A 25,979-nucleotide genomic window follows, 5' to 3' on the forward strand; every position below is an offset into this window, starting at 1 on the left:
AAAAGCTTAAAACCAGAGAAAAATTGCCGAATTAGGAGACTGCTCTGGAATGGCCAATTGTCTATATTCAAGATTATAGTTCCTTAGAGGGTGTATCCAAATTGCTAAGGCCGCAAAACACGTCCCATAAATAAGATCAATTGAGTCTTTTGATCTATAATAAAAAAATAAAAAGGACGGTCGATGGAAATTTCCTGTAAGTTCTCGCCCTCTCCTGGCCGAGCTTTTTGATTAGCCTTTATTCTAGGGGCGCCAATTGCATCTGTTCCCTTTTCATCTACGTGAATCAATGTTTTATGCACGGCCTTGTTTAAAAACACTCTTTTATCTTCTAAAATGTCAGAATAATCCGCTTGAGGAGTAAAAATTTGTTTGATACCCAATGCTTGCGCAAGGGGATTCAAATCTAATTTTTCCTCGATTCTAAAGCGCGGCAGGCCTAAGCGGAGCTGCTGAGGGCGGAGACCACCTCTCCATTTTTGCCAATTATCCGCATTGAGTTCGGGCTCCAAATTTTGCCAACCGCTCGCCTCAGTGGGAAGAAGAATAATCATCGCCAATTGAATTCCGCTCTCTTGAGCCTCGTAGGGAATCTCAATGAGAGTAAAATGCGGGGATACCCATGTCCGATAGCTGGCTATAGAGTGCATCATTTCCACTTGAGTCGTATATTGATCTCGAGTGTAAAAAGGAGCGCGGCTTGTTTGCCATAAGTCAAAAGGATGCATCCAAGCCCCCTTCATATAAATGGCTGTCGTTAAGACCAGTTGGGCGTTTTCAACCACATCCGCAGTGTTTAAAAGTTGATTGATCTTCCCTTTTGTTTGACTGGCTGTCCATTGATTAATTTTTTTAACGGATTGCACAAATTCATGTTGAAAATCGACAAATGCCAAGTCGAAATTAAAGCTGCGCTTAAGCGTTAGTGGATAGGCCGGCAGGATAGGCAGCCCCTCTTGCATCCAAATTGCATTGGCTAGAAAAAGCTGAGTCGCATTTTTGCCCTCGGCTAGAGCTAAAGAACGGTCAAGGCTGCCAATTAAAGGAGAAAGGCTCAAAGAATAATGCAAGGCTTGCTGGATTTCAATGGATGTTTGGCCTTTCGCTCCAACAGCGGCAAGGGCAAAACCTGTTCCGATGCTATAAGGAGAGAAAAAAAGATTGCCTTTGCGATTTTTCAGCTGTTGCAATAAATCGAATGCAAATTGATTCTGGCCCTGAATAAGCAAGTCAAAATAGCGGTTATCGACCGAAGGTGTTGGCTTGTCGGAGGCGGGAGCCTCTTGCGCCTGTAAAGAGAGGAAGAAAGAGAAAAAACAGAATAGTCCTAATAGGATTCGGTACATTCGAGATCTCCTTTTTCTAATATTTAAAGATCAATAGGACATTCATTAAATTAAAAAAAGCATGCATGCCGATGGGCGCCCACAAAGAGTGCTGCTTTTCATAAATATAGCCTAACACGCATGACAAAACAAAAAGAGAGGAAAGCAGCTCGATATTTGTCAATCCCTGCGAGCCTGAATAGTGGAAAATAGCGAAAAGCAAAGAAGTGAGCACAATAGCCAAGGGAACATGATTGAATTTTGATTTAAGCCAGGATTGCAGCAATCCCCGGAAAAGAAACTCTTCTGTAAAAGGAACCAAGCAGATCACTTCTATAGCAGTAATGGAAAAGATCAAGGGATCGGACAATAAGCTTTTCATATGCCTGACAGCCACTTGATCAAGCTCAGGCTGGCGATAAAGAGCAAGCACGATCAAAGAAATGAGCTGGCTAAATGCGATCACTAAGGGATAACTGACAAGCCAAGCGATCATCCCAACGAATACCTGTTTATACCAAGGAGAGCGGGCCTGCCAAAATTGCCCTCGCTTCTCTGCCGGCAGTCCGCGATAAATGCTCCATACCCCTATAAATCCTCCAAAGACCACCCCGATATTGATCCATCCTTTCAACTCCGGGCTGAGCATAGATGCCGTTAATATTTTACCCATTAACACATAAGCGCCTACGACAACTAAAGCAGGGACCATCACAAGCTCTGCAAGGAGAAAAGCCGCAAATCCTTTTAACACCTCCCGCCCTTTAATCTTAGGAAGAAAAGAAGGCGTAAAAGAGTGGAACGCTCCATTTCTCCATGCTAAAAATAGCAGGCCTGCTCCTATTAATAGCCCTAGGAAAATAAGTACCAGGTGTTGTTGGATCTCTTCGTTGATTACAGCCTCTTGCAGCATGGGTCCTTCCTAGTCTAGCCACTGAATTTTATACAAAATTTAAATAGGATGAGTTTGAGCCATTTTCTCTCCAACATCGACTCGCCACTTAAATTTTGACTTTAGATTTATTCCAAACCTGGGTTATTTAATAAGAACAAGCGAAAAGGTGCAATTGAAAAATTGATTTCGAAGAAGGTTCCTTAATTTATTATGGCAAATAACCGGCTTAATATTCTTGAGGTCGGTCCAGGCTCCCCTCAAACAAACGGCTCTTCGATTCCCTCGCGTCTTGCACGCAAAAAAGAGATGCAAGCCAAGTTTGAGCGTCTTTGGCTTCTCGATCCCGAACAATTTAATCCTTTGCGCAATTGCATGCAAAGAGAGCGCCTGGATAGAACATGGGCCCTTTTGACCCAGCACATCTCACTGGAAGGCAAGCACATTGCCGACATTGGTTGCGGAGCGGGTATTTTTTCGAGGCGCATGCGCGATGGCGGTGCCCATATAGAAGCTGTTGACATTGCCGAAAATGCTCTAAAGCGGCTGCGGCAAGAAGATATGCGCCATATTGAAGCCAAACAAGAGGCAATGCCCATGACGCAATTGCCGGATCAAGGGTATGATATTGTCGTTTGCACAGAAATCGTTGCGGAATTGAGCCGGGACGATTATCGCCTCTTTTTTGCCGAACTGGCCCGTTTGGTCAAGCCAGACGGTTATATTGTATGTTCAACCCCTATTGATATCGATAGCGAAGGCGGAGTGGAGCGGCTAACGGGCTTGGCGCAGACCGAATTCGACATTGTAGATGCCAAGCCCAGCTACCATGCGCTATTTATTCGATTAAAACGCTGGCTGGAACTGCCTATCAACTTGACCAAAGCTTGGCAAGATCCTCGCTTCAGAGAAGAAGAATTAGCAAAGAGAAGAGGTTTAAGCCGTTGGTGGTTCTATAGCCAGACTAGCTTTTTTTTTATTTGGATTTGGTTTGCCTTTGCTTATTTGGTGCATCCCCTCTTGTCCTATCTGAGAAAAAACCGCTGGCTGCTCTTGCAAATAGAAAAAATCTGCCAATTCATATGGGATGAGTCCGGAATCAGCCACTATATTTTTTTAGCGAAGCTGCGCCCACTGGCAACCGTTGACCCTAAAGAGATCCCGATAGAAAAGCCAAAGCGGAAAGAGATATGGGAATAGAGAAAAGGAAGGAAAATAAAAAAACCGGAGATTGTCTCAAGGCATAATCATCGTCCTTAAGGCTGCTACATTCCTGTCCTGACCTGGTTCGGACTGTTTTATTCCATGAGGTCCCCGGTTAAACTCTTGCCTCAATCAAAAGATTATATTATAACTTGTTAAGTTTTTTTACAATAAGAATTTACGGCTTTTATTAAATCCTATGAAAAACGCTATCTTTATTGCTGCAACAGGACAAAATGTCGGAAAAACAACGCTTTGCTTAGGCATCATTGCCGCTTTGCATAAGCGCTTTGAACAAATTGGATTCATCAAGCCTGTCGGCCAGCAGCACGTAAAGGTTGCAGAGGATTTAAAAGTCGACAAAGATGTCGTGCTTTTCAAAGAATACTTTAATCTTCAATCCGACTATGCCGATATGAGCCCTGTCATTTTGCCGGCCGGATTTACAAGAGATTTCCTGGACCGCAAGATTGACGGCAAAGCAATTGAACAGAGCATTAAAAAAGCCTTTCATAAGATTTATGACCGGCATGATTATACGATAGTGGAAGGAACAGGGCATATTGGAGTCGGCTCCATCGTCCATATGAATAATGCCAAAGTAGCTTCTCTGCTCGGACTAGAGGTTGTCATTATTGCGTCGGGAGGGCTGGGGTCCGCCCATGACGAGCTGGCTTTAAATATCGCCATGTGCCAAGCATATGGCGTACGCGTAAGGGGGGTCATTCTCAATCGGGTCTTAGAGGATAAAAAAGGCATGATTGAAGAGTATTTTCCCAAAGCGCTGCAACACTGGGGCATTCCCCTGATCGGCTGCGTGCCTTATAATGCTTTTCTCAACACCCCTACTTTAAAAGATTTTGAAATCTTATTCCAAACGCAGCTCCTTGCAGGCGAAAAGCATCATTATCGGCATTTTCAACATCACCGCCTTGTCGCAGGATCGCTGCAAGCTTATCAAGATGAACTGCACTCCAATGAGTTAATCATTACGCCTGCCAGCCGAGAAGACATTATTTTGGCCACTCTTCAAAGGCATCAAATGGCTAAAGAGAACCAGCAAGACGCTTTATTGGGCATGATCCTGACAAGCAAGCACCCCCCAAGCCCTTTTATTCTTAATCTCATCAAGCAAGCGGATATCCCGGCCTTATATGCCCCTTTATGCAGCTATGATGCGATGAAGATGATTACGTCTTTTACGGCTAAGATACGAGGGGAAGACCTGCCCAAAATTGAACAGGCCATTCAATTGGTGGAAAGCAATATTGACTTAGACCGGTTAGTTTGTCCTCTTGCTCAACCGCATTCTATATCAAATTAAAAGACTCAACCGAATTGATTTAATAGCGAAATAGCCAACTATTATATTTCAATTTAAGGTGGATTCGCCTGTTCCCATGCACGAAACTGTTGGTTGAGATGGGAAAGAAGCCTGCGCAGAGCGTGCTCGGCATCGATGCCTTTCCTAATCCCGTGCTGTACAAGCTCTAGCAAGGCCAGGCCCAGGCGATCTTCTTCCGACGTCTGTTCATTGGGCCTTGGCAAAGAAAAGCCGGCTTTTTCAAATTTTTTGAGCATCTTATAAGCCCGTGCAAGAGAAGGCAAATCCTTGGGAATATTATCCAGAGCGCTTTGAGGTTGGGCTTCTCCCTTTTCTTTTTTTTTGATTTCTTCCCATTGCTTGAGCACCTCTTCTGCCGTCCCAACCTGGGCCTCGCCAAAAATATGCGGATGGCGGCGAATGAGCTTGGCAGCGATCTGTTTAAGGACATCTTCCAACGAAAACCGGTTATCGCGCTCGGCCAATTTGCTTAGGAAAATCGCATTAAAAAATAAATCCCCTAGTTCTTCTTCAATCTGATGATTGTCATTTAAATCAATGGCTTCAATCACCTCATAGGTCTCCTCTACCAGCGAGCGGCGCATCGATTGGAGCGTCTGTTCCCTATCCCAGGGACACCCATCCGGAGCTAGCAGGCGTTCAATAATAATGATAAGAGCTTTGAAGTCATCCATGGCTTTTCCTTTAAAAATTGAGGACGAAAAGTAGAAAAATAGGATATACTCAACAAGGCCAATTTGAACGCGTTTTAAGAGAATCAAAATTGACCAAGCTGATTATAGCATAGCAGCAAAATTGCTTTTTTGGGTATCCGCATGATTAGAGAGTTTGTCGCAAGCGTCTATATTATTGAAAATGAAAAGGTCCTTCTCATTTTTCATCACAAGCTGCAAAAATGGCTGCCTCCTGGAGGACATATAGAAGCCAATGAAACGCCCGTGGAAGCAGCAAGACGAGAAGTGAAAGAAGAAGTCGGCCTGGACATTGCGTTTATTTCTCAAGAAAATCTGCAAATTGATTATTGGAATGCGCACAGTTTCGAGCGTCCTTATCTTTGCCTATTGGAAAATATCCCGGCTTACAAGGACAAGCCTGCACATCAGCACATGGACTTTATTTATATCGCTAAACCCGCTTTAGAGCAATCCCCTCTCCAAGATTCCTCTTTACATCTTCCTTTCCGATGGTTTAGCTTAGAGGAATTAACCCTCTTAAGACCGGATGAGGATATTTTTTGCGAAACCCTCCAAGTCATCCAGCACTTGCTAAGCGTATTTGCCTCCATCCCCGCCTCCCCCTCTTTAATGGTCGAAGGATAAGAATAGTAGGAATGTGTTCGTATGCTTAATCCCCTCTCAGAAAAATTGACATTCCTTTATACCCAGTTCCAACTCATTTATTACAATGAACGTGTGCAGACTATGTTGGGGATTACCCATCTAGCCTTCGGCATTCATGCAGCTCATCATTTGATTCAGACTTATTATTTTGCTTATCGAACCATTCCCTCTCCCCATCTGTCTTCCCAGCAGCATCAAGCGATTAAAATGATGGATACGGTCGCTGATATATCCCGCATTGCCAATGCTTTGGTCAACTGGCCTTTAAGCCCCTTATGGAGATGGACGGCACAACGCCTACTGTCTTCCGCTCAGATCGAGCGCTTTTTCGGCTCTTCGACTGCACTCTCTCCTTCGCGAATTCAGCTGGTCGTAGGATTAGCCAGTTTGATTTTAAGCCTGCCATCCAATTTAAAAACCGCCTATTTTTGCTATCTATGGGCCTTCAATCGTAGAAGGTACACCGCTCTACAACCTATTCCGGCCCCTCATGCGCCAGAGCGGACAATGCGAAGAACCTCTGACGTCGCAAGCCAGGTTTTATTCCATTTAAGCCCCAGATGAACGATCTATCCGCCACTGGTTTAGGAAACAGCCTCTTAACTAAGAATGGAGCTTCCTCTCAAAAGCCCCTTCTTAGCTTCTTTTCCCCTTCTTTCAATCAAAGCAAAGCTTGAGAGGGTGAGTCCATCCTATTAACGCTGAAGTGAAAAATGCCTTGCGCGCTAGGCTTGCCGTCAATGAATTTTCCCTCAAAAGAAGCCCCATTTTTATAGCGAAGAACACCATCACAAGGCTTGTTTGCTTTAAATATCCCTCTAAAACTGTGATTTGGATGCTGCGGAGGATACACGACATATCCATGCCCTTCGAGCTTCCCGCGAACAAACGATCCTCTATAGGAGATGCCTGCTTTTCCGATCAGAACGCCTTCGCCATGAAATCTATCATTCAAAAACTCTCCTTCATAATCTTGCCTTTGCGCAAATAATTTTCCCTGTCCGGAGCATTGATTGTTAATGAATTGACCCTCGTATCTATTCCCATTCGGCCAGGTCTTTACTCCATATCCATGCTTGTTTCCTTTATCGTAGTCTCCCTCATAAGAGCCGCCATCAATGAATTTCTGGCGACCTTTTCCATGCATCAGATCATCCTTAAATTCCCCCTTATAAATTCCAAAAAGATGAATTAAAATCCCTTCCCCATGTTTTTTGCCTTTATGGAAATCCCCTTCATACCGAGATCCATCAAGATAAGACATCTCTCCCTTGCCATGCGGCTGGCCATCTACCGTCCACCCTGCATAGCGATTTCCGTCAATAAACAATCTTTTCACATACACAGGCTCACTCAGCCTAGACTCTTCAGAGGGAACAAGAGGCCGAATGGGATCCAAATGATTCGTTGAAGGCAAAGAAGCAGGCTGGGCAACGGAACGAGAGGCACCTGCAAGTCCCTCCTGCGTTTGAAACGTCCTGGCTAAATGAGCGGACATTTGAGAGGCATAAGACACACAAGGAGGAATAACTGGCTCAATTGTTGGGAATAACCGTCGGCTTTGCTGGTTGATTAACGCATCGATGGAAGGCCTATCTGCTTCAGAATCCTCTTCATCTGGATTTGCCAACTTTTCACTTTCCATACCTCTTACGCATACTCTCTTGCTTAGAGGAGGTAGCTCTTGTTCTTGTCTATCCATAGTTTCTGGAGTTTCTGAAAAAGAGCGAGGCCTCTTAGGTAAAGGCAAAGCGGGAAAAAGAGAGTGCAGTGCGTGTTGTCCCGTACCGATTATAGGACCTAAATCAACCTTAGGTTCCAGGCATGAAGGGGCTGGAGAAAGACGGACAGAAGCACCAGAGCTTGGCACAACTGGAATTTCTCGCGAGGTTGTTGTTGTTGTTGGACAGACACCTTTTACATAAGTATTAAAATTCATTATCAGATCCCTTTTATTAAAGACTAAATTACTAATTCCTAAAACTAATCTTAACAGTCAAATTAAGGGCGTTTTAGCTAAACAATTTTAAAAATGAAATCTACCTGATTTTACGCTGCATAAAAGCTTGAAAAAAGCTTGGCTAGCTATCGTCTAAAGGTAATTATTTGTTTTAAGCTTGAAAAAAGAACATATTTTCATTCTCGTTTAAAAGACACGAGCATCCATGAAAATATTTAAAGAACTAAAGAAAGCATTTAGATAAAAACCATGCCAAAGTGTTAAATGAGATAAACTATTTAGTCCAACTTTGGTGCTTATCTTTCCTATATTTGATTTTTTGGGCATCTTAATTAACTGGCTGTTTTTTTGTCAAACTAGACTTAATCACAGAAAATCATTTACACAATTAAATTAAATAAAAAAATTTTCTTTTTATGTAAAAAACTATTTACAAAGCTTAATTTCTTCTTTAATAACAAAATCGATTTGCTACTAAAAATTCATAACACCCTGTTTTTCCACCACGTTTCAAAAGACTGGAACAAACGTGCGGCATCTATGTCTTTTATACAATTGCCAGTTGAGCAGGTGCGTAAAAGAGGACAGCGTTTTTCAAAGCTTTGATTAAAAGGGCAGCTTCCTTGAAAAGCCCCGTGATTTCCACCTAAGGGCTTATATTTGTGTGAAGAGGATGCGCCAAATATTCCATAAGTTGGAGTAGGCGTGGTTCCTGCGAGATGAAGAGGCAAAGAATCCATGGCTATGACGGCATCCATGCGGGCCATTAAGTTTTGCAAGGCAGGAAGAGGCAAGCGATCTACAATAAGGCTATGATCGGGAAAATGCGCTGCTAAGTATTCTCCCATGTCTTTTTCTGCTGGCGAGCCCCAGACAAAAAGAAAGCGTCCTGAGCATTTATCTAAAATTTGCTGTAGGAATGCTTTTAATGTCTCTTTGGGAAGCTGCTTATTCGTCCAATTCGATCCTGGACAGACCATGATTTGCATGCCATTTTGAATCTGCTCATGAGCTAAAATGGCCTCCAATTTGACTTGCCAGCTCGGCTCAATTTTTAATTGGACTCCTTTTCTTTCTGCCTTAAAATCGCCCAGAATGCTTTGAGCAAGAAAAAGATAGTCTTCGCGAATGTTTTGCCTTGGCGGCGGATTATAGCGTTGATTCGTAAATAAGAGATTGGGCCATTCCGGCACAGACTTTGAGCCAAATCCAATCTTTTTCGCGCTTTTTACAAAAGCCAGGATTAAGCCGGATTTGGTATTGCCTTGCAAATCGATGGCAACGTCATACGTCTGCTGGCGAATTTGCTGAACAAAATAGCGGATGTCTTGCCAAACATCTTTCTTCCAGAAGCCTTTGCGCCATTTTTTGGTATTGACGCTCCAGGCTTGATGAAGAGAGGGATGTGCTTGAACGAGCTCCACAAACGGCTGTTCAACGACCCAATCGATCTGGGCTTGCGGGTGGCGGGATTTTAAATATTGCAACACGGGAAAAGCATGGATGATATCGCCCAAAGAGGATGTTTTAATGATCAAAATTTTCATAAATCCTCACATCTTAAATAAGGCTTTCTGAGCGTGCAGGAAATCATCCGGTAAAGGAGCCTGAAAAGACAATGTTTGTTTGGTTAAGGGATGCCTAAAGGCGATTTCCTCGGCATGCAGCAAACAGCGGGAAGGGCGATATGCACAGTGAAATTGCTTGCAATATTGAAAGTCGCCAAGGATGGGATGGCCGATTCCTGCCAGATGGACCCGGATTTGATGTGTCCGGCCTGTCTTGGGAATGCAAAGAACTAAAGATGCCCCCTTGCCTGTTTTTAGACACTCCCATTCCGTATGGGCATATAGGCCTTTGTCGGATTTGACAGCTCCCCAAATGGCTTGGCCGGAGTAGGCATGCTTTTTTCCCAAGTAATTTTCAACAGTTCCCCGTCTGTCTTTTAAAATTCCGTCCACAATTGCTCTATAGCGTTTATGAACATGGAACTGCTTAAATTGCTGGACAAAGTCATCAAAGATTGCCGCGTTTTTGGCCAACAATAGGATGCCTGACGTCTCTCGGTCCAGGCGATGAACAAGCTGGAGATGGGGATAATGAGGCTTTAAAAGCTGAAGGACGCCTTTTTCATCGCTTGTGACTCCTGCCGGCTTATTATAAATAAGCACCGCTTCATCTTCGTATAGGATTTGCGCAGGGTCCCATTTGGGCTTTTTTTCTAAAGAAGCGGGAAGCTGTTCGAGAACCAACACAACATGGTCTCCCCTGCCAAGCAAGGTAGAGGCAAAGCGCTCTGTACGGCCATTCACTTGACAGCAGTTATTCTCAATCGCTCTTTTTAAGGCGCGCGCCGAGTATTCATTTCCCACTTTGCTGCTGAGGAAAGCAATGAGCTTGCAGCCTGCTTCTTGAGAGGAAACCACCCATTCCGGCATGTCATCTTGTCCCGCTATGATTGAAAGGAAACTAAATAGCTGTAAATTGCTCTAAGAAACGGAGATCGTTTTCCGTAAACAAGCGGATATCTTGAATTCCTTTAAGCATCATGACTAAACGCTCTAATCCCATTCCCCAAGCAAAGCCGGAATAGCTTTCTGGATCAATACCGCCATTACGCAAAACCTGCGGATGAATCATTCCCGCACCGGCCACCTCTACCCATCCTGAATATTTGCAAATATGGCATCCAGCCCCTTTACAGACTAAGCAGCTAATATCGACTTCCATTCCAGGTTCGACAAAAGGAAAATAGCTAGGGCGATAGCGTGTAGCAATGTCTTGTTTAAATAATTTTTTCAAAAATTCGTCCATCGCTGCCATTAGATCTGAAAAAGCTACATGCTTGTCGATATAAACGGCTTCGATTTGATGAAAAAACACATGCGAACGCGCCGTAATTGTCTCATTGCGGTATACTTTTCCCGGAGCAATGATGCGGATAGGCGGTTCATTCGCTTCCATCACGCGCGCTTGAATATTAGACGTATGCGTGCGCAGGAGAATATGGGGTGAAATATAGAACGTATCTTGCATGTCCCGTGCAGGATGCTCTAAAGGGAAATTAAGCACTTCAAAGTTATAATAGTCCGAATCAATATCTGGACCATATTGAACGGAAAATCCCATGCCCACTAAAATAGCTATAATTTGATCCATTGCCTGTGTCAGCGGATGCTTGCGTCCAATAAAGCGCTTGCGGCCTGGCAAGGTAATATCAAGGGTTTCATGGGCCAATTGCTGGCTTTCCTCTTGTGCGATGAGCTTAGCCTCAAGCTGATCGCATTCTGTTGTCATCAGTTCTTTTAAATCGTTGATATGCTTACCTACAGCCGGACGGTCTTCAGGAGCGACATCCTTTAACCCTTTCATCAATTGCTGAAGGGGACCTTTTTTACCCAAGAACTTGACTTTGACAGCTTCTAAATCAGATGTCGTTTTAATGAGAGCTAAAGCTTGCAGAAATTGCTGGCGGATTTCATCGATAGATTGTTGCACGGATGATGCCTTTACAAGAGAATCTTTAATTCGTTAAAAGAAATTTTGAAGAATAAGTTAAAGAGCAAAATCTGAGATTTTGCTCTTTAACTAAATGGCTTAAGCTTTAAGCATAACGTTTATGCTAAAGCTTCCTTTGCAAATCCAACGACCGCAGCAAAACTGTTCGGATCGCGGATCGCCATATCAGCTAGGACTTTTCTATCGAGCTCACATCGCGCTTTTTTTAACCCATAGATAAATTTGCTATAGGAAATTCCATTGATTCTGGCAGCTGCATTGAGGCGCATAATCCACAAACTACGAAAATCACGCTTCTTTTGCTTACGATGCGCATAATTGTATGCCATCGCACGCATCACTGCACCACTCGTTAAACGCAAATGGTTCTTTCTGTCGCCGACAAACCCTTTGGCTAACTTGTATAATCTCTTCTTGCGACGATGAGAAGCTACAGCATTGGTTGCTCTAACCATAGCTAGTCTCCACGTTAATCATTTTTACCGCTCAGAGGCGGCCTTAATTTTTTATTGACTTAGGCGCTTTGCCTAAGCCTTTATTTGCTTTTCCGATTGCTTTGTCTGTTAAACAGACGTCGACTGTCCATAAGCAAATAATTATCAAATAATAAGGAAAAAAATCCTTATTTCACTTGTTATAAACACATCAGACGCTTGTATGTCTTCAGATGGCCTTCATCTAAGAGCATAGGCTGTCGCAACTGACGCTTACGCTTGGGTGTTTTACCGGTCAATAAGTGACGCTTGCCCGGTTGGCTAGCTTTAAGCTTGCCGCCTGCCGTCACGCGAAATCTAGACGCAACAGCTTTGCGTGTTTTCATTTTAGGCACTGTCTTATCTCCTAACTTTATACAATCGATTCAATGAGGAAGTTCTTCGATACTTACCTAGTCGATAGCCGGCTCTTCAGTCGTACTACTCTGCTTAACTCCCTCTTTCTTCTTCTTTGATCCAGGTGCTAAGACGACAAGCAACATGCGACCCATCATTTTAGGGGGCGATTCAGGAGTAGAAACATCTTCTAGATCCTGACACATCTGACGGACAATTTTTTCCCCAATCTCTGGGTGCATCATTTCACGCCCTCGAAAAGTACAAGTGATTTTTACTTTATTACCACTCGCTAAAAATTCATGGGCATGTCTTGTTTTCGTCTCAAGGTCATGAACATCAATATTCGGTTTAAGTTTTATTTCCTTAACTTTGATTTGATGCTGTGCCTTTTTACTTTCCTTTTCCCGTTTGCTTTGGTCGTAACGGAATTTTCCGAAATTCATGACTTTGCAAACAGGAGGATTTGACCCTGGAACAATTTCAACTAGGTCTAATCCTTGCTCTTCTGCCATGGCCAACGCTTCATAGAGGGAAATAATTCCCACTTGTTCTCCGGTTGCACCGATGACTCTTACTTTTGGAGCGCGTATTTCTCTATTTACTTTCAAGCTACCTTACTTACTCCTCTTCAAAGTATACTCCACAAGTGCTGGATATACGCATTCTTGTTGGATTTGTTCTAGGCACGTTTCCAAATTCTGCAGTTGGTTTTTGCCCGGCTGCCGATGGGACCGTACCGTTACACCCTGCTTTTTACACTCTTGATCTCCCACAATAAGCAAATAAGGAATTCTCTCCTTTTCTGCTTCGTGGATTTTTTCACCCAATTTAACAGGACGCAAATCAAGCCTTACACGAAGCCCTTGTTGTTTGCATCTCGCTTCAATGGTCTTTGCATAAGAGCGGACAGACTCCCCGATTGAAAGAATCCGTACTTGCTCTGGAGCTAACCAGAGCGGAAGCGCTCCTTCAAATCGCTCAATCAAAAGAGCGATAAAACGATTTAAAGACCCCCAGATCTGCCTTTTTAAAATAACAGGCTGATCTCTTTTCTCTTCTAGACCTTCTGCTTTAAAATTCCAAGCCTTTAAACGATCAATGATAATTGTCAGAGAAGGACCCGCCCATTGACGTCCAATTTCATCCACTAGACGCAATTCTAAGCGAGGGCCCTCTATATTATTATCATCTTCATAGAGGTGAGAGTCAATAGGATACGTAAAAGAATACGACTGAATCGCTTGTTTGATCCAATCTAATGCCTTTCTCTCCTGCTTGGCTTTAAAACTTTTCTGCCTTGAAGCGACCAAATACCATTGGGCCTCAAAACCAAAGATTCTAATGATTTGTTCAATGAAATGCAAGGAAGAAATCAATTCTTGAGAAAGTTGTTCCGCTAAACAAAAAATTGTGAGCTGGTCAGACAGTTCGCACGCCGACTCCAACATCCCTTCGTTTATCCCTTCTTCCTTCCTCTTATAAACTGCCGAAAATTCAGAAAAACAAACAGGCAATTCCTCCGAAAGAACCGAATGCCGTTGAAATAAATGCACATGCTGAGGTACTCGCGAAGCGCTAAGCCTTAACACTTGATCCCCTACTTCAAAAGCAGGAAAACTTTGCAAGTCATGCGCGAACAACGCTGCATTGACAACTAAAGGAGTCGACACCTTTTCAATCGCCCATTGCTTGCTTTGCTCTTTCTCCATCCACTCTTGTAAAATCTGCTTAGCACTCTCGCCTTTGGGATGCCAAATCCACTCAACGGGACTGATTTGCTCGCTTAAGCTAAAGAAATCCATTTCTTGGCCGATCAGGACATGGCTTTTCTTTTTTAAATAGGCATCGTAGGTCTTTAAAAACTGCTTGAGCGTCTGCGGATTATCAAAAGACGTTCCCAATAGGCGCGTGACTGTTACCTCTCCGTCTTCGGTCAACCACTTCTTTTCCGTTGCATCGAGAAGCTTAACGGATCCCGCTTCGCCTGTCGATTGCATAGAAAAAGCGGGACATAGGCCATGAAACTGATCAATTTGAATAAGATCGATAATATTAGAGGCCTCTTCGCCTGCTTTTTCTGCCAAAAAAGGTTGACCATGATGCAAAAAAAGCGCTTGGGCATTCTCGCGCATCATATTCAACAGGCGCACATCCCGGTTTTCTTTGATCAATGTCCGCAAGTGCAGTTCGATAAAAGCAAGCATATCGGCATGCACAGGCTGATCGAAGATAAAATCGTAATAAAATCCTAATGGACTGGTTCCGCCACCTAAGAGAATGATATCTGGAAAAAGTTGAGAGACTGTATAAGCAAGCAACTCTGCAATAGGCCGGCGTTGAATGATAAGCTCAGGTGTATGAAAAAGAGGCATAATTGATAGTAAATGAGAATGAGATATAGCTGACTCGAACAGCTGACCTCCACGATGTCAACGTGGCGCTCTAACCAACTGAGCTAATATCTCATTGTGTGAAGCAAGATCTTACAAGAAGGCAAGAGTTTTACTCAACAAAAAAAATGCTTATTTGCATTTTTCTTTCCTGAGGCCTTTCTGGACCATGATTTAGCAAGGCCTGAATACGCATTGAAACAACTCGTTTTTCTACCCTTTCAAATTTAGGTGCCAAAGTCTTGCGCGCGTTCTATCTGTCGACGCTCTTTTTCCAGCCTCTCCCGTCGCTTTTTTCATTATTTGAGAGCAAAGGAATAATTTTCGAACTTTCAACTTGAGCTTGGAGTTTTTGCTCTTTCGACTGCTTCAAAGCTGCGGAGAAGAACAAATGATAAGGTGTACGATATGTCGATGAATTTGTCTGCACATATGGACAGTGTGGCCATTCCGCAAGACAGCGAATTTATTCTTCTTTTTTGCCTTGAAAGAAGGCTTTAAGAGCAGCGATATTGGCAGAAGAGATGCCTTTGACCTGACGCAACTCATCCTCACCGGCCAGTTCAACTTTTTTAAGGCTGCCAAAATGAGTCAGCAAGGCCTTCCGTTTGGCAGGTCCAATGCCTGGAATGTCATCCAGGGCGCTGCGTAACGTTTGCTTTGACCGCCGCTTGCGATGAAAAGACACAGCCACTCGATGAGCCTCATCACGAATATTTTGCAGCAGGAACAGAACGGGAGAATTAGATTTGAGAATGATGGGATCTTTTTGACCCGGCAAAAAGATCTGCTCGACCGTCATGCCCTTATCGTGCCTCCCTTGCTCTTTGGCCAGGCCGATGATATCGACACCGACTACATTGAGCTCTTCGAAGACCTTGCGCGCGATGTTGAGCTGTCCCTTACCTCCGTCTACAATGATCAGATCGGGAAGATCATTTTCTTCCTTGGCGCGTTTATAACGGCGCATGAGGACTTCTCCCATAGCTGCATAATCATCCGGCTTAGTTCCTATTTTAAGACGATAGGTGCGGTAACGCTTGCTGTCCTTTAATCCATCCGTAAAGGCAACCATGGAGGCAACGGGCTCGGATCCGGAGATATTGGAATTGTCAAAGCATTCGATACGGGATGGATAGCGGCTTAAATTAAGGCGTTCCTGCATTTCAAGCAGGGTTTTCTCACGCAAAGCGTCTTTATCTTTTCGCGTTTTGAAGAGAGCTTCTGCATTGGCTTGAGCCATATCCAACAAGATTTTTTTCTCGCCTCGTTGAGGGACATGTAAAGCCACTTTGCGCGCCTGCCGACCGGATAAAATATCTTCAACCGCTTGTCCATCGTCGATTTTAATAGGCAGATAAATTTCAGGCGGAATCTCTTCTTTACCTGAATACTGCTGCAGCAGAAAAGAAGAAAACAACTCTTCATCTTCTTCTGCAATATTATCAAAATCAAAATTGCGTGAACCCACCAGACGGCCTCCCCTAAAGAGAAGCTGCACTAAAATCACTTCTGTGCCATGGCGATAAAGCCCCAAAGCATCGGCATCATGCCCCAAGGGGCGATCCACATGCTGGCTCTCAATCGTCTTTTCAATTTGGCGGATGGTCCTCAAAATTTGATCGGCCTTTTCAAATTCCAAAGCCTCCGCGCAACGCTGCATTTCTTCGTACAGATCTTTTAAAACCTCTTTATCTTGCCCCCGCAAAAATTTGATCGTACGTTCCAGATGATGGTCGTACTCTTCTTGTGTACATTTGCCTCCACAAGGACCTGCACAGCGCTTCATTTGGTAAAGTAGGCAAGGGCGCACCCGCCTGGCCAATTCTTGATCCGAACATTGCCTTAATGGAAAAAGCCGGTTTAACAATTCCAATGTCTGGCGTGCGGCGTGCGCACTGGTATAGGGACCAAAGTACAACCCATCAGGCTCGGGACTGCCTCGATAGCGCACAAGCTTAACTGTCGGCCAGGGACCTTTATGATTGATTTTAAGAGCAATATAGGCCTTATCGTCTTTTAACAAGGCATTATAGCGGGGCTTATACTGTTTAATTAAATTGCTCTCCAAAAGAAGCGCTTCTTTTTCCGAAGAAACAACTATCGTGTCTATTTCTGCAATCTTTGCCACCAAATAAGGAACCATTAGGCGGCCATCCCTGCCGGGAATAAAATATTGTTTGACGCGTTGGCGCAAACTTTTAGCCTTGCCAATATATAACACTTCTCCCTTCGCATCCTTCATGAGGTAAACGCCTGGAAGAGAAGGAAATTGATCAATTTTTTTGGGATCGTAAGACATAGAATTGATTAAAAATTGCTGCCGGACTGTATATTCTTAAGTAAAAGGTGAAACTCTCTCTCTAAATTACGCCAGCAATGAAGCAAATACTTCCGCTGTCTATCCTGTTCGAGCAGCCAAAGAAGCGTCTTTTCCTCCGCTTTTGCAACTCTTTCTGCCAAGTGAAACATTTCAGCACTTATCACTTGAGTCCAGCTAGTAAAGTGATGTTCCCCTTCACCGATAGACACTCGAGCGCTCTGATAAGCCGCCAAACTCTCCCGCGCCTTTACGCTTGTTATCTGGTCGCACTGCTGTTGAGGCGTTAAGGTCGGTTCTTGAGATAAAGCTTCAGAGGCATAGGCAGTTGGTTCTTTAGAATCGCGAGTAGAAACATCTGGCCTCTTCATTGCTTCTGCCAAAGAAGAGCTGTCTGCATAAGAGGAAACCTGCTCTGTTCCTCCCGTTCTAGAGATAAGTCCCGGATCCATAATTTCTCTCTTTAATTTCTAAACTCCTTGTTGCCTTACTTATAAGAGACTGTCTTGAAACCAAGCTTGAAATCAAAAGAAATTTAAAATCAACTCCCTATAATCAGTTTAACATTCTTTCTTATTAGTTTCAATTCACTCAAGTCGTTTATTTATGAGACTTTATAGATTTTTTACTGCTAAGGATTAAAAACCTGAGTTCTTTTCGACTATCAGCCATTAGCAATTTTAATTCACTCTAAGAGTATTTTTCTCATTTTCAATGTCTAAAGAATTTAATTTTCCCTTTCAATTCTGACAGCGATTAAAGGTCGATAAGAAAAAATAGGAAGATGAAAGCATCTGAAAGCCTATCATTAAATAGGCCTTCAGACTGAAGATTCTTTTAAGAGATGGGAAATGCTTATTCGCCAGCCGCTAGCATGGGCAGACCTGACTTTTCTTGTTTTTCTTGCAAGGCTAATTGTCCGCAGGCGGCACTAATATCATCGCCTTTTGTATAGCGGCAAGTATTCACAATACGCGATCCAAATAAAACGCTGCGGAATTGCTTAATCGCTTTCTTCTCAGGACGTTTTAATCGTAAGCCAGCAACAGGATTATAAGGGATCAAATTAACAGTACATTGCTTGCCCTTCAATAGATGGGCTAATTCGTGGGCGTGATCGGGATGATCATTAATTCCGGCTAATAATGTATACTCATAAGTAATGTCGCGTTTGGTCTTTTGGGCATATTCATCCATCGCATTTAAAATATCTTCAAGCGGGTATTTTCGTGCATATGGAATAATCTTTTTGCGAATATGCTGATTAGGAGCATGCAAGGAAAGAACGAGATTAACCTTCAGTCCTTCTGTCGATAAACGTTTGATTCCTTCTACAATGCCTACCGTAGAAACTGTTATGCGACGCTGAGAAATATTAACCAGATTGGGATCGCTCAACAAACGAATGGATTTGATAACGGAATCGTAATTTTTAAGAGGCTCCCCCATTCCCATATAGACAACATGAGAAACTTTTTCTTCCTTATCTGCCAACCACTTATTAATTTGCAGCACCTGCTCGATTATTTCAGTCGGGCGAAGATTTCTAAAGAACCCTTGTTGGCCAGAAGCACAAAATGCACAGCGAGCTGGACAACCAACTTGCGAAGAGACACAAACAGTCCGACGTGTGCCCGAACAAATTAAAACAGATTCAACTAAACTTCCATCCTTTAAACGCCATAAGAATTTATATGTTTCCAGATCTTGAGACTCTGTCAATTTGACTAACTCTAAGACAGGCAGACGAATATACTGGGCAAGTTTTTCCCTTAGTTCTTTACTAAGATTTGACATTCCCTCCCAAGAAAGGACATTCTTTTGGAAAATCCATCCTAAAATTTGCTTGGCATGGAATTCCTTTTCTCCCTGTGCTTTCAGCCATTGCACCAGATTTTCATAGTCTAAATCTGCATAATCTAACATAAAAAAGCCATTCCCATAAAAATTTTTCTTTTATTATATCTTAATAAAACAAATAAAGCCAGAGTATTTAAATTGTTAACTATTGAATTTAAATATTTTATTTTCATTAGACAAAAAAATTCTTCATCTACTTGCCTAATGCAATCCCAGCCTTCTGGCAGAGGAAAATAAAGTAAAAGAGGAGAGAAAAGTGAGGGTAAATGTTAAAATGAAGGGAAACAGAGTAAAGGAATTCCCCATTCTAATAAATTCAAAAAAAACATTTTCTACAAACACAAGATAATTAAAGACTTAAAACAAATCATCTTTTCCCTTTAAGATAAATTAACTTTTAATTTAATTGACATTAACATCTCCCCTCTTATACTAGCCCCAAGTAATTAACCTACTCGAGTATATTTTAAATTTTAAAATTTAGATCATGGTTAAGAGCTTAATATCATTATTAACTTATAGGAGTGAAAAATGCTAAAAAGAATTTTATGCCTTGGTATGTTAATCGCCCTTAATACGATTACTCTCCATGCAAGCGATGATAATCAATCACAAGAGCGTTCTTCAACTAATGAGAACCAACTTTTTAATGATGATGAAAGCAAAAATGAAACAAACGTCTTATTTGTTCAGTCTGCTGAGTCAGACAAAGAAGGAGAAGATAAAGACAATTCTGGATCAAATCATCTAGCCTGTGATTGCGAAGAAGAGATTAAAAATAGAGCCGGTGAGTGCACGGAAGAAGAGTCTTCCAAAGCATTTGCTGCGCAAGACGAGGAATCTAAAGAAGATTCAGCTCTTTTCTTATGCTGCAAAAACTGCGAATAGGCTTCTCAAATTGCAAAGTCCGCCATTTGGCGGGCTTTGCGCTATTTCCCCAAAAACGCAATTTTCGCTCGCCTAGTCCATAATTTAAAGAATCGTCTAACATCTTTCTGCCTAATCAGCCATTTAAGCGTAGGCCACATCCCAAAATATTGAAATAAGATCTTTCCCGTTTCCCAGAAATGTCGAATGACCATTCCGCTAGTAACCCAGCGCATGTCATAATCAATCAATGCCCGGTATAGGGCTGCGCTGCGCATGTCTTTTTTAAGGCAAAAGCGGCACAGTAGGTCAAATCCCCCCCTTAACTCATAGTCTGTGCAGAAAATTCCCAGCTTCAAAAAAACATCTTTTTTAAACCAGCATCCTTGAAGGCTAGTCGGCTGTTGTCCTCTTCGCAAGAGATCTAAGGTGAGGCGTCGAAATAAAAATTTAACCTCTGCTCTTCCGTCTCGAAGCAAAGCGCCGCAATAAACAAGCTCGGGCCTATTCTTTTGTTGAGCAAGCTGCATCATGTCCAAAAGGGTATGGGGATGAATATAGAAATCACCGGGAAATAAAATATTAATATAATCTCCTTTAGCCAAAAGAATTCCCTGATTGATCATTTGATAGACTTGATAATCGGGAACGGAACTCAATTGGATTTGATCTCCCGAGCTATGCAAAATTTCCAATGTCCGGTCGCTTGACCCTGCATCGATGGCTAAAATTTCCAGATTGGGGTATCCCTGCTGAAAAATACTTTCTAAAGTCAAGGGAAGAAGAGAAGAACAATTTTGAGTGGGAATAATGACTGTTACCCAAGGAAGTAAATGAGGATCCAAACGGGAAATATCACTCGGTTGGGAACAACAAGAAGCTAAGACAGGCTCTCTTTCATCCATACATGCGGTTTATTTTATAGGTGCTTATTTGCCGTAGCTGATCCGATCAGTTTTGGAACTCAAATTCTCGCTTTTCCTGCCACTGAGTATATTATTGAGATAAAATGACTGTCCTAGTACACTTTAACACAAGATATACACTCAAAATCAATGAAATAGGTCAAGCTCTTTTAAGCAAAATTCTTAGGATGACTTTATGTTAACATTTCAGCAATTTTTAAAGAATCTATCCTCTTTTTGGGAAAAACAGGGATGCATTATCCATCAAGGATATGATTTAGAAGTAGGCGCCGGAACATTTAATCCAGCGACTTTTTTACGCTGCCTAGGCCCTGAACCCTATCGAGCCGCTTATATTGAGCCTTGCCGCCGTCCAACAGATGGCCGTTATGGGACAAACCCAAACCGTCTTCAGCATTATTTCCAATATCAAGTCATTTTAAAGCCCTCTCCTCCTAATATCCAAGAGCTCTACTTGCAATCGCTGGAAGCTTTAGGCTTTAAGCTTGACGAGCACGATATCCGTTTTGTCCATGATGATTGGGAATCTCCTACATTAGGCGCATGGGGACTGGGATGGGAAGTGTGGATGGATGGAATGGAAATTACCCAATTTACCTACTTTCAAGCAGTAGGAGGCGTAGAGCTTAGACCGGTCACAGGAGAAATCACTTATGGGATCGAACGCCTGGCCATGTATTTGCAAAAAGTGAACAGTATTTTCGATTTGCAATGGAATGAAGACTTGACTTACGGCGATATTTATCATCGCAATGAAATTGAATGGAGCCATTATAATTTTGAAAAAGCCTCCACCGCTATGTGGCTACGTCATTTTGAAGATTATGAGGGCGAAGCAAAAAAACTCATCACAGAGCATTTTCCCATCCCCGCTTATGACTTTGTCATGAAAGCGTCTCATGCTTTCAATCTATTGGATGCGCGAGGCGTCATCTCCGTAACAGAAAGAACAGGCTATATTGCGCGCATACGCGATCTGGCACGCCAAGTTGCCGAAGAATATATTAAAAGCCGAGAAGCGCAGGGTTTTCCTCTTTTGAAACAGGCAAAAAAATCCCCGGCAGAAGAGCCCGCCCCTTCTTCCTCCCTCCCTGAATCCTTATTAAATATTCATTCTGATGATGCCGATGATTTTCTGTTAGAAATAGGATCGGAAGAGCTGCCGGCCAGCTTTGTCTCCATTGGTAGTCAAAATTTAGAAAAAGCCATCACTGCCCTTTTAGAAAAGGAAGGCATTGCGTTTGAGCGTTTGAGCTTGTATGCCACTCCAAGACGTCTGGCTGTCTATATTCATCAATTGGCAAAGGGCAAGCCTTCTCAGACAATTGAAAAGAGGGGGCCGGCGCTCGATCAGGCCTATCAGCCGACAGGAGAAATTAAGCCTGCAGGAGAGGGGTTTTTCCGTTCCTTAGGCATGCCGGCTCCGACGCTTGAAGCAATTCGCCAAGGGCAAATCAGCGGCGTGGACATCCGCCTAGTCAAAGGCATTCCTTATCTTTTTGGGACTCTGCGCCAAGAAGGCAGAGCCACTGCGGTCATTTTGGCCGAGCAGCTTCCTACCCTCATTCTCAACCTTGAGTTTCCCAAAAAAATGCGCTGGGGAGATTCGGATATTGCCTATGCCCGTCCCCTGCGCTGGATTGTGGCTCTTTTCGGCTCTGAAGTTGTCCCTTTTCAAGTGGGAACCATTCACGCCGGCAAAGTGACTTGTGGTCACCGCCAGCTTGCGCCGGAAGTTCGCGCCCTTGAAAATGCCCGCGACTATATAAAAGTTTTACGCCATTCTTCTGTCATGGCAGATCCGGCAGAACGGGAAGAGGCCATTCTAGAGCAATTGAATGACTTGGAACAAAAATTCAATATTAAAATTATTGAAAGGGAAAGGGTGATCCCTCAGGTATTAAACCTTGTAGAGTGGCCCCATTTAACCTTGTCTTCTTTCCAATCCAACTTTTTGCGGGCCCCTAAAGAGGTGCTTATTTCCGAAATGGTGGAACACCAAAAATATTTCCCCGTGCTCAATCCCGATCAAACCCTTAAAAATGCGTTTGTCATTACAGCCAATATCATTCCGACCGATCAAATCCGGCAAGGAAATCAACGCGTGCTGTCTGCGCGTTTGTCCGATGGAGTCTTTTTATATGAAGAAGACCTAAAAATGCGCCTAGAAGACTTTAATGAAAAGCTCAAGAAAGTGACCTTCCAAAAAGAATTGGGAACCGTTTATCAAAAGGTAGAGCGGTTAATCAAGCATGCGGATATCTTGCAAAAGTCCTTAGCCATTAGCACACCTGTCAAAGCTCAGCGGGCAGCTTCGCTAGCCAAGGCTGATTTAGCGTCTAATATGGTCTATGAATTTCCGGAATTACAAGGAACGATCGGCCGCTACTATGCTCTTTCGCAAAAAGAAGATCCTGAAGTCGCCCAAGCGATCGATGAGCATTGGATGCCGCGAGGCGAGAATGCCCCTTTGCCGGAAAGCGAGACAGGTACTCTCATCAGTTTAGCCGATAAGATCGATAATCTCTTAGGATGTTTCTGCATTGGACTTAAGCCGACTTCGTCCAGCGATCCCTACGCTTTGCGCCGCCAAGTGCTGGGAATTATTAAAATGCTCATTAAGGGACGCTACGCGCTTCCTTTGCGGGAAACTTTTATGGCATGCGCCGAAAACTTTCCTCCTGCTCTTATGAAAGATAAAAAGCAAGTCGTCGATGAAATTTTAGCTTTCATCGTTAACCGCATCAAAACGGTTTTTCAAGACTATGGATTTTATAAGGATGAGATTGAGGCCAGCCTAGCCCATGGCTGCAATGATATTTATGACACGTTTTGCCGTGTTCAAGCTCTACACGATTTTCGTCAACAAGCCAATCAACAATTCAGCTCTTTATACGAAGTCTATAAGCGGGCAAAAGGCCAGCTCAATGGGCATCAGTATCCTCCCATTTCTCAAGAAAAATTGATCGAACCTGCGGAAAAGCATTTGAATAGCTTGCTGGATCAGCAGCAAAGAGCACTGCAAGACGCTTTGAATAAGCGGGACTACAATCAAGCTTATGCGCTAATTGCGACCATTCAGCCAGCCTTGGCAGCTTTATTTGATCAAGTAAAAATTCTGGCTGAAGATCCACATATCCGTGAAAACCGCTTGGCCTTGCTCAAACGCGTTTTTGATTTGTTTGGAGAAATTCTAGATTTCAGCAAAATTCAAGAAAAAGCCTAGACAATAAGAAAGGAGGCGCTTACAGCCTCCTTTCTTTATTTCAAAATGAACTCAACATTATTTTGAACTTATCGCGTTATATCTAGCAAGTAATGCTAAAGCCATGCATTCCACCTAATCGGTTAAAATAAAAAATATACCCCTTTTTAAACAAAGCCATTAGGATGCGATTTAGCCAAAGTTGCAATTCCTCTTTAGGCGTTAAGTCTGTTTTTCCCGGCATACCGAGATCTGCATAATCGCTAAAAGGACGGATGGATAAAGGAAGCTGAACTGTACGCTTATTCTTTACATGAGTAAAATGGGCGTTGCTTTCTATTCTTTTATTGAGATAGCGGACAATATCTGTGACAGCTTGCCTTAAGGTGCAGCTCTTTACTTCCTCCCCCGTCAGAGTATAGGTTTTATAGGAGTCTACCTCTTCTAAATCCAATCCCAATTGATCAATCTCCTCAGTTGACATAAAGGGTTCATTACCCGTTTCAATGCCTCTGCCTTTACAAAAAGCTTGGTATTGATGATATTTTTTAATTTCAGAGATCTGATCGGCTTTTGCCTCTTCAGCTTTATCCTTCTTAATTCCCCAAGTATTCTCTTGAGAAAAGTCAATTCCTAGTTTTTTACCCTCTTCAATGACCATATCCACTAATTCTTCATTTGGCATCATCCCAATTAGTCCTCGGCTATTATGCGGGCCGCCTATAAAACCATCCAAGGGCTCCTTTCCTGCCCATTCCATATCAATGACTCCACAGTAGAGCGGTTGATCCTTCTCTCCTCCGTCTGATTCTAAAAGAGGATAATTATTGAAGCGCACATCGTCATCTCCCGTTTCAAAGACGAACCGAGCGAGCTGTTTAGCTAAAGGCTTCAAGCGATCCGCATGCTTATAATAGAGGTCTTCTTGCTCAAAATGCTCTCTTTGAAAGGCAAGCCGTTTTTCCGCAATAATGTTATAAGCATACCCATGGCTTTCTATCGTAAACATTTTTGCAGGAGGAAGCCTTAAAAGGTTCAGCCCATATTTCAGGATCACTTGCTTTCCCCTCACGGTATTTTTAAATCGCTTTTCCGTTTCTTCGCTGCCACCTGAAGAAGGTATATCTTCTGAAAGATAATGAGTCGTACAATTGGCGATCTTAAAGACTAAATCAGGCTCTTCCGGAATGGTAAATACCGAGAAGAATTGTCCCCTGCTAATGAATTTCAACTGTTCATTTTCTTTTTTACTTGCGATATCAGGCATCAAAGCCATCATGCGCGCAAGCCCTTCAGAAGAAATCTCCACACCTTTTTCTAAGGCTTGTTGGGCTTCTTCAAAAGTCACAGGTTTTGCTTCAAAAACAAGGGATGGCTCAGGATTAACCGTTTGGGACTCCACTGATTCCTTCTCTAGTCTTTCATCCTTAGGCAGGCTAGAATTAATGGGCGTTTGTGCCCTTGCCTGTATGCTTTCATTTGAATTGACAAGATTAGCCGGATCCCCAGTGTTTAAAAGAGAGCGATTCACAATTGGTTGAAGCGACGAACAAGCGCGATAAATTTTTACAAGCTTTTTACTTGTCCAAAAAGCCTGTAAATCTCCTTTAACTTTTTCACTCCGATATCCGCTTCCTAAAGAAAGGATGATTTTGGCAATAGCCCGAAGCCCTACCCATATGCGCCGCTTTAGACTGTACGCTTTCCAGTACGTCCCTTCTAATGTGTAGTCTCTGCCATTATGCGTGATTTTAGTCCTTCCATCGATCGCTTCAGAAGAGTAATTCACAGAAAGTTGCTTATTCTCATCAATATACTTTGTATACATTTTATTATTAACTCCAAATATTGGATGTATTCGTTCAAATTACCTTTCTTAATAAAACAACTCGAATTTAGCACAATAAAAATAAAAAATAAATTTCTTTCAAAACTATATCCACATTCTAAATTTCTTTTCCACTTTGCTTTCTTTCTATTTTGCTCAGCCCAAT

General features: G+C 42.8%; 22 protein-coding genes, 1 tRNA gene and 1 other RNA gene. 6 read left to right on the top strand and 18 right to left on the bottom strand.

Translation table 11 applies throughout. The annotated features are described in order from the left end of the window. Positions 1-104 precede the first annotated feature (104 nt). Together BN3769_RS04495 and BN3769_RS04500 are read right to left on the bottom strand one after the other, a co-directional pair. Positions 105-1,346, bottom strand: a complete 1,242-nt coding sequence (locus BN3769_RS04495) for a serpin family protein (RefSeq protein WP_068468013.1) — start codon at positions 1,344-1,346, stop codon at positions 105-107. A gap of 16 nt (positions 1,347-1,362) precedes the next feature. Beyond that, positions 1,363-2,238 (bottom strand): CPBP family intramembrane glutamic endopeptidase, encoded by an 876-nt coding sequence (locus BN3769_RS04500; RefSeq protein WP_068468015.1) that lies wholly within the window; start codon positions 2,236-2,238, stop codon positions 1,363-1,365. Positions 2,239-2,430: 192 nt separating this feature from the next. Here BN3769_RS04500 and BN3769_RS04505 point away from each other — a divergent pair, with 192 nt between their 5' ends. Beyond that, positions 2,431-3,417 (top strand): class I SAM-dependent methyltransferase, encoded by a 987-nt coding sequence (locus tag BN3769_RS04505; RefSeq protein ID WP_068468017.1) that lies wholly within the window; start codon positions 2,431-2,433, stop codon positions 3,415-3,417. Between the two features lie 20 nt (positions 3,418-3,437). Here BN3769_RS04505 and ffs read toward each other — a convergent pair. Then, positions 3,438-3,536, bottom strand: an RNA gene (gene ffs / locus BN3769_RS04510) — signal recognition particle sRNA small type. An 83-nt stretch (positions 3,537-3,619) separates the two neighbouring features. Here ffs and BN3769_RS04515 point away from each other — a divergent pair. Continuing rightward, positions 3,620-4,744 carry a phosphotransacetylase family protein gene (locus BN3769_RS04515; protein WP_068468019.1) on the top strand — a complete coding sequence of 375 codons (1,125 nt, stop codon included), beginning with the start codon at positions 3,620-3,622 and terminating at the stop codon, positions 4,742-4,744. A 53-nt stretch (positions 4,745-4,797) separates the two neighbouring features. Here BN3769_RS04515 and BN3769_RS04520 read toward each other — a convergent pair whose 3' ends face one another. Continuing rightward, on the bottom strand, positions 4,798-5,439 hold the full coding sequence (locus tag BN3769_RS04520) for a MazG family protein (RefSeq protein ID WP_068468021.1): 642 nt from the start codon (positions 5,437-5,439) through the stop codon (positions 4,798-4,800). Between the two features lie 141 nt (positions 5,440-5,580). Between BN3769_RS04520 and BN3769_RS04525 the strand changes: the two genes are divergently transcribed. Both BN3769_RS04525 and BN3769_RS04530 read left to right on the top strand, forming a co-directional pair. Continuing rightward, positions 5,581-6,084 (top strand): NUDIX hydrolase, encoded by a 504-nt coding sequence (locus tag BN3769_RS04525; protein ID WP_195155550.1) that lies wholly within the window; start codon positions 5,581-5,583, stop codon positions 6,082-6,084. Between the two features lie 21 nt (positions 6,085-6,105). Then, positions 6,106-6,669 carry a hypothetical protein gene (locus tag BN3769_RS04530; RefSeq protein ID WP_068468023.1) on the top strand — a complete coding sequence of 188 codons (564 nt, stop codon included), beginning with the start codon at positions 6,106-6,108 and terminating at the stop codon, positions 6,667-6,669. Positions 6,670-6,766: 97 nt separating this feature from the next. On the opposite strand, the gene BN3769_RS04535 is transcribed toward BN3769_RS04530, so the two are convergent. The 12 genes from BN3769_RS04535 to rlmN all read right to left on the bottom strand — a co-directional run bounded on the left by BN3769_RS04535 (position 6,767) and on the right by rlmN (position 19,053). Continuing rightward, complete coding sequence (locus BN3769_RS04535; protein ID WP_068468025.1) at positions 6,767-8,044, bottom strand: MORN repeat-containing protein; 1,278 nt, start codon at positions 8,042-8,044, stop codon at positions 6,767-6,769. 503 nt (positions 8,045-8,547) lie between these two features. Beyond that, positions 8,548-9,612 carry a lipopolysaccharide heptosyltransferase I gene (waaC, locus tag BN3769_RS04540; RefSeq protein ID WP_068468027.1) on the bottom strand — a complete coding sequence of 355 codons (1,065 nt, stop codon included), beginning with the start codon at positions 9,610-9,612 and terminating at the stop codon, positions 8,548-8,550. Positions 9,613-9,618: 6 nt separating this feature from the next. Beyond that, positions 9,619-10,503, bottom strand: coding sequence for an RluA family pseudouridine synthase (locus BN3769_RS04545; protein ID WP_068468029.1), 885 nt, complete (start codon positions 10,501-10,503; stop codon positions 9,619-9,621). A 31-nt stretch (positions 10,504-10,534) separates the two neighbouring features. Further along, the gene (gene pheS, locus BN3769_RS04550; protein ID WP_068468031.1) at positions 10,535-11,563 is read right to left on the bottom strand and encodes a phenylalanine--tRNA ligase subunit alpha; all 1,029 of its coding nucleotides are present in this window, start codon (positions 11,561-11,563) and stop codon (positions 10,535-10,537) included. A gap of 119 nt (positions 11,564-11,682) precedes the next feature. Further along, on the bottom strand, positions 11,683-12,039 hold the full coding sequence (gene rplT, locus BN3769_RS04555) for a 50S ribosomal protein L20 (protein WP_068468033.1): 357 nt from the start codon (positions 12,037-12,039) through the stop codon (positions 11,683-11,685). A gap of 179 nt (positions 12,040-12,218) precedes the next feature. Then, complete coding sequence (gene rpmI, locus BN3769_RS04560; protein ID WP_228840626.1) at positions 12,219-12,404, bottom strand: 50S ribosomal protein L35; 186 nt, start codon at positions 12,402-12,404, stop codon at positions 12,219-12,221. A gap of 66 nt (positions 12,405-12,470) precedes the next feature. Further along, positions 12,471-13,025 carry a translation initiation factor IF-3 gene (infC, locus tag BN3769_RS04565; RefSeq protein WP_068468037.1) on the bottom strand — a complete coding sequence of 185 codons (555 nt, stop codon included), beginning with the start codon at positions 13,023-13,025 and terminating at the stop codon, positions 12,471-12,473. Between the two features lie 6 nt (positions 13,026-13,031). After that, positions 13,032-14,789 (bottom strand): His/Gly/Thr/Pro-type tRNA ligase C-terminal domain-containing protein, encoded by a 1,758-nt coding sequence (locus BN3769_RS04570; RefSeq protein WP_068468039.1) that lies wholly within the window; start codon positions 14,787-14,789, stop codon positions 13,032-13,034. A gap of 19 nt (positions 14,790-14,808) precedes the next feature. Further along, positions 14,809-14,882: transfer RNA gene (locus tag BN3769_RS04575), tRNA-Val, on the bottom strand. 391 nt (positions 14,883-15,273) lie between these two features. Further along, positions 15,274-17,109, bottom strand: coding sequence for an excinuclease ABC subunit UvrC (gene uvrC, locus BN3769_RS04580; protein ID WP_068468041.1), 1,836 nt, complete (start codon positions 17,107-17,109; stop codon positions 15,274-15,276). Between the two features lie 8 nt (positions 17,110-17,117). Next, entirely contained in the window at positions 17,118-17,579 is a 462-nt protein-coding gene (locus tag BN3769_RS04585; RefSeq protein ID WP_068468043.1) for a hypothetical protein, read from the bottom strand. Positions 17,580-17,982: 403 nt separating this feature from the next. After that, positions 17,983-19,053 carry a dual-specificity RNA methyltransferase RlmN gene (gene rlmN, locus BN3769_RS04590; RefSeq protein WP_068468045.1) on the bottom strand — a complete coding sequence of 357 codons (1,071 nt, stop codon included), beginning with the start codon at positions 19,051-19,053 and terminating at the stop codon, positions 17,983-17,985. Between the two features lie 465 nt (positions 19,054-19,518). On the opposite strand from rlmN, the gene BN3769_RS04595 reads away from it, so the two are divergent. Further along, positions 19,519-19,875 carry a hypothetical protein gene (locus BN3769_RS04595; protein ID WP_068468047.1) on the top strand — a complete coding sequence of 119 codons (357 nt, stop codon included), beginning with the start codon at positions 19,519-19,521 and terminating at the stop codon, positions 19,873-19,875. 41 nt (positions 19,876-19,916) lie between these two features. Here the strand turns inward: BN3769_RS04595 and BN3769_RS04600 are convergent, their stop codons facing one another. Next, positions 19,917-20,759: a glycosyltransferase gene (locus BN3769_RS04600; protein WP_079989408.1), complete on the bottom strand. Its 843-nt coding sequence runs from the start codon at positions 20,757-20,759 to the stop codon at positions 19,917-19,919. Positions 20,760-20,955: 196 nt separating this feature from the next. Here BN3769_RS04600 and BN3769_RS04605 point away from each other — a divergent pair, with 196 nt between their 5' ends. Further along, positions 20,956-24,006: a glycine--tRNA ligase gene (locus tag BN3769_RS04605; RefSeq protein WP_068468049.1), complete on the top strand. Its 3,051-nt coding sequence runs from the start codon at positions 20,956-20,958 to the stop codon at positions 24,004-24,006. Between the two features lie 82 nt (positions 24,007-24,088). On the opposite strand, the gene BN3769_RS04610 is transcribed toward BN3769_RS04605, so the two are convergent. Continuing rightward, positions 24,089-25,813, bottom strand: coding sequence for a hypothetical protein (locus BN3769_RS04610; protein WP_068468051.1), 1,725 nt, complete (start codon positions 25,811-25,813; stop codon positions 24,089-24,091). Positions 25,814-25,979 lie beyond the last annotated feature (166 nt).

It is taken from the genome of Candidatus Protochlamydia phocaeensis, from assembly GCF_001545115.1.
Classification (GTDB): Bacteria; Chlamydiota; Chlamydiia; order Chlamydiales; family Parachlamydiaceae; genus Protochlamydia_A; species Protochlamydia_A phocaeensis.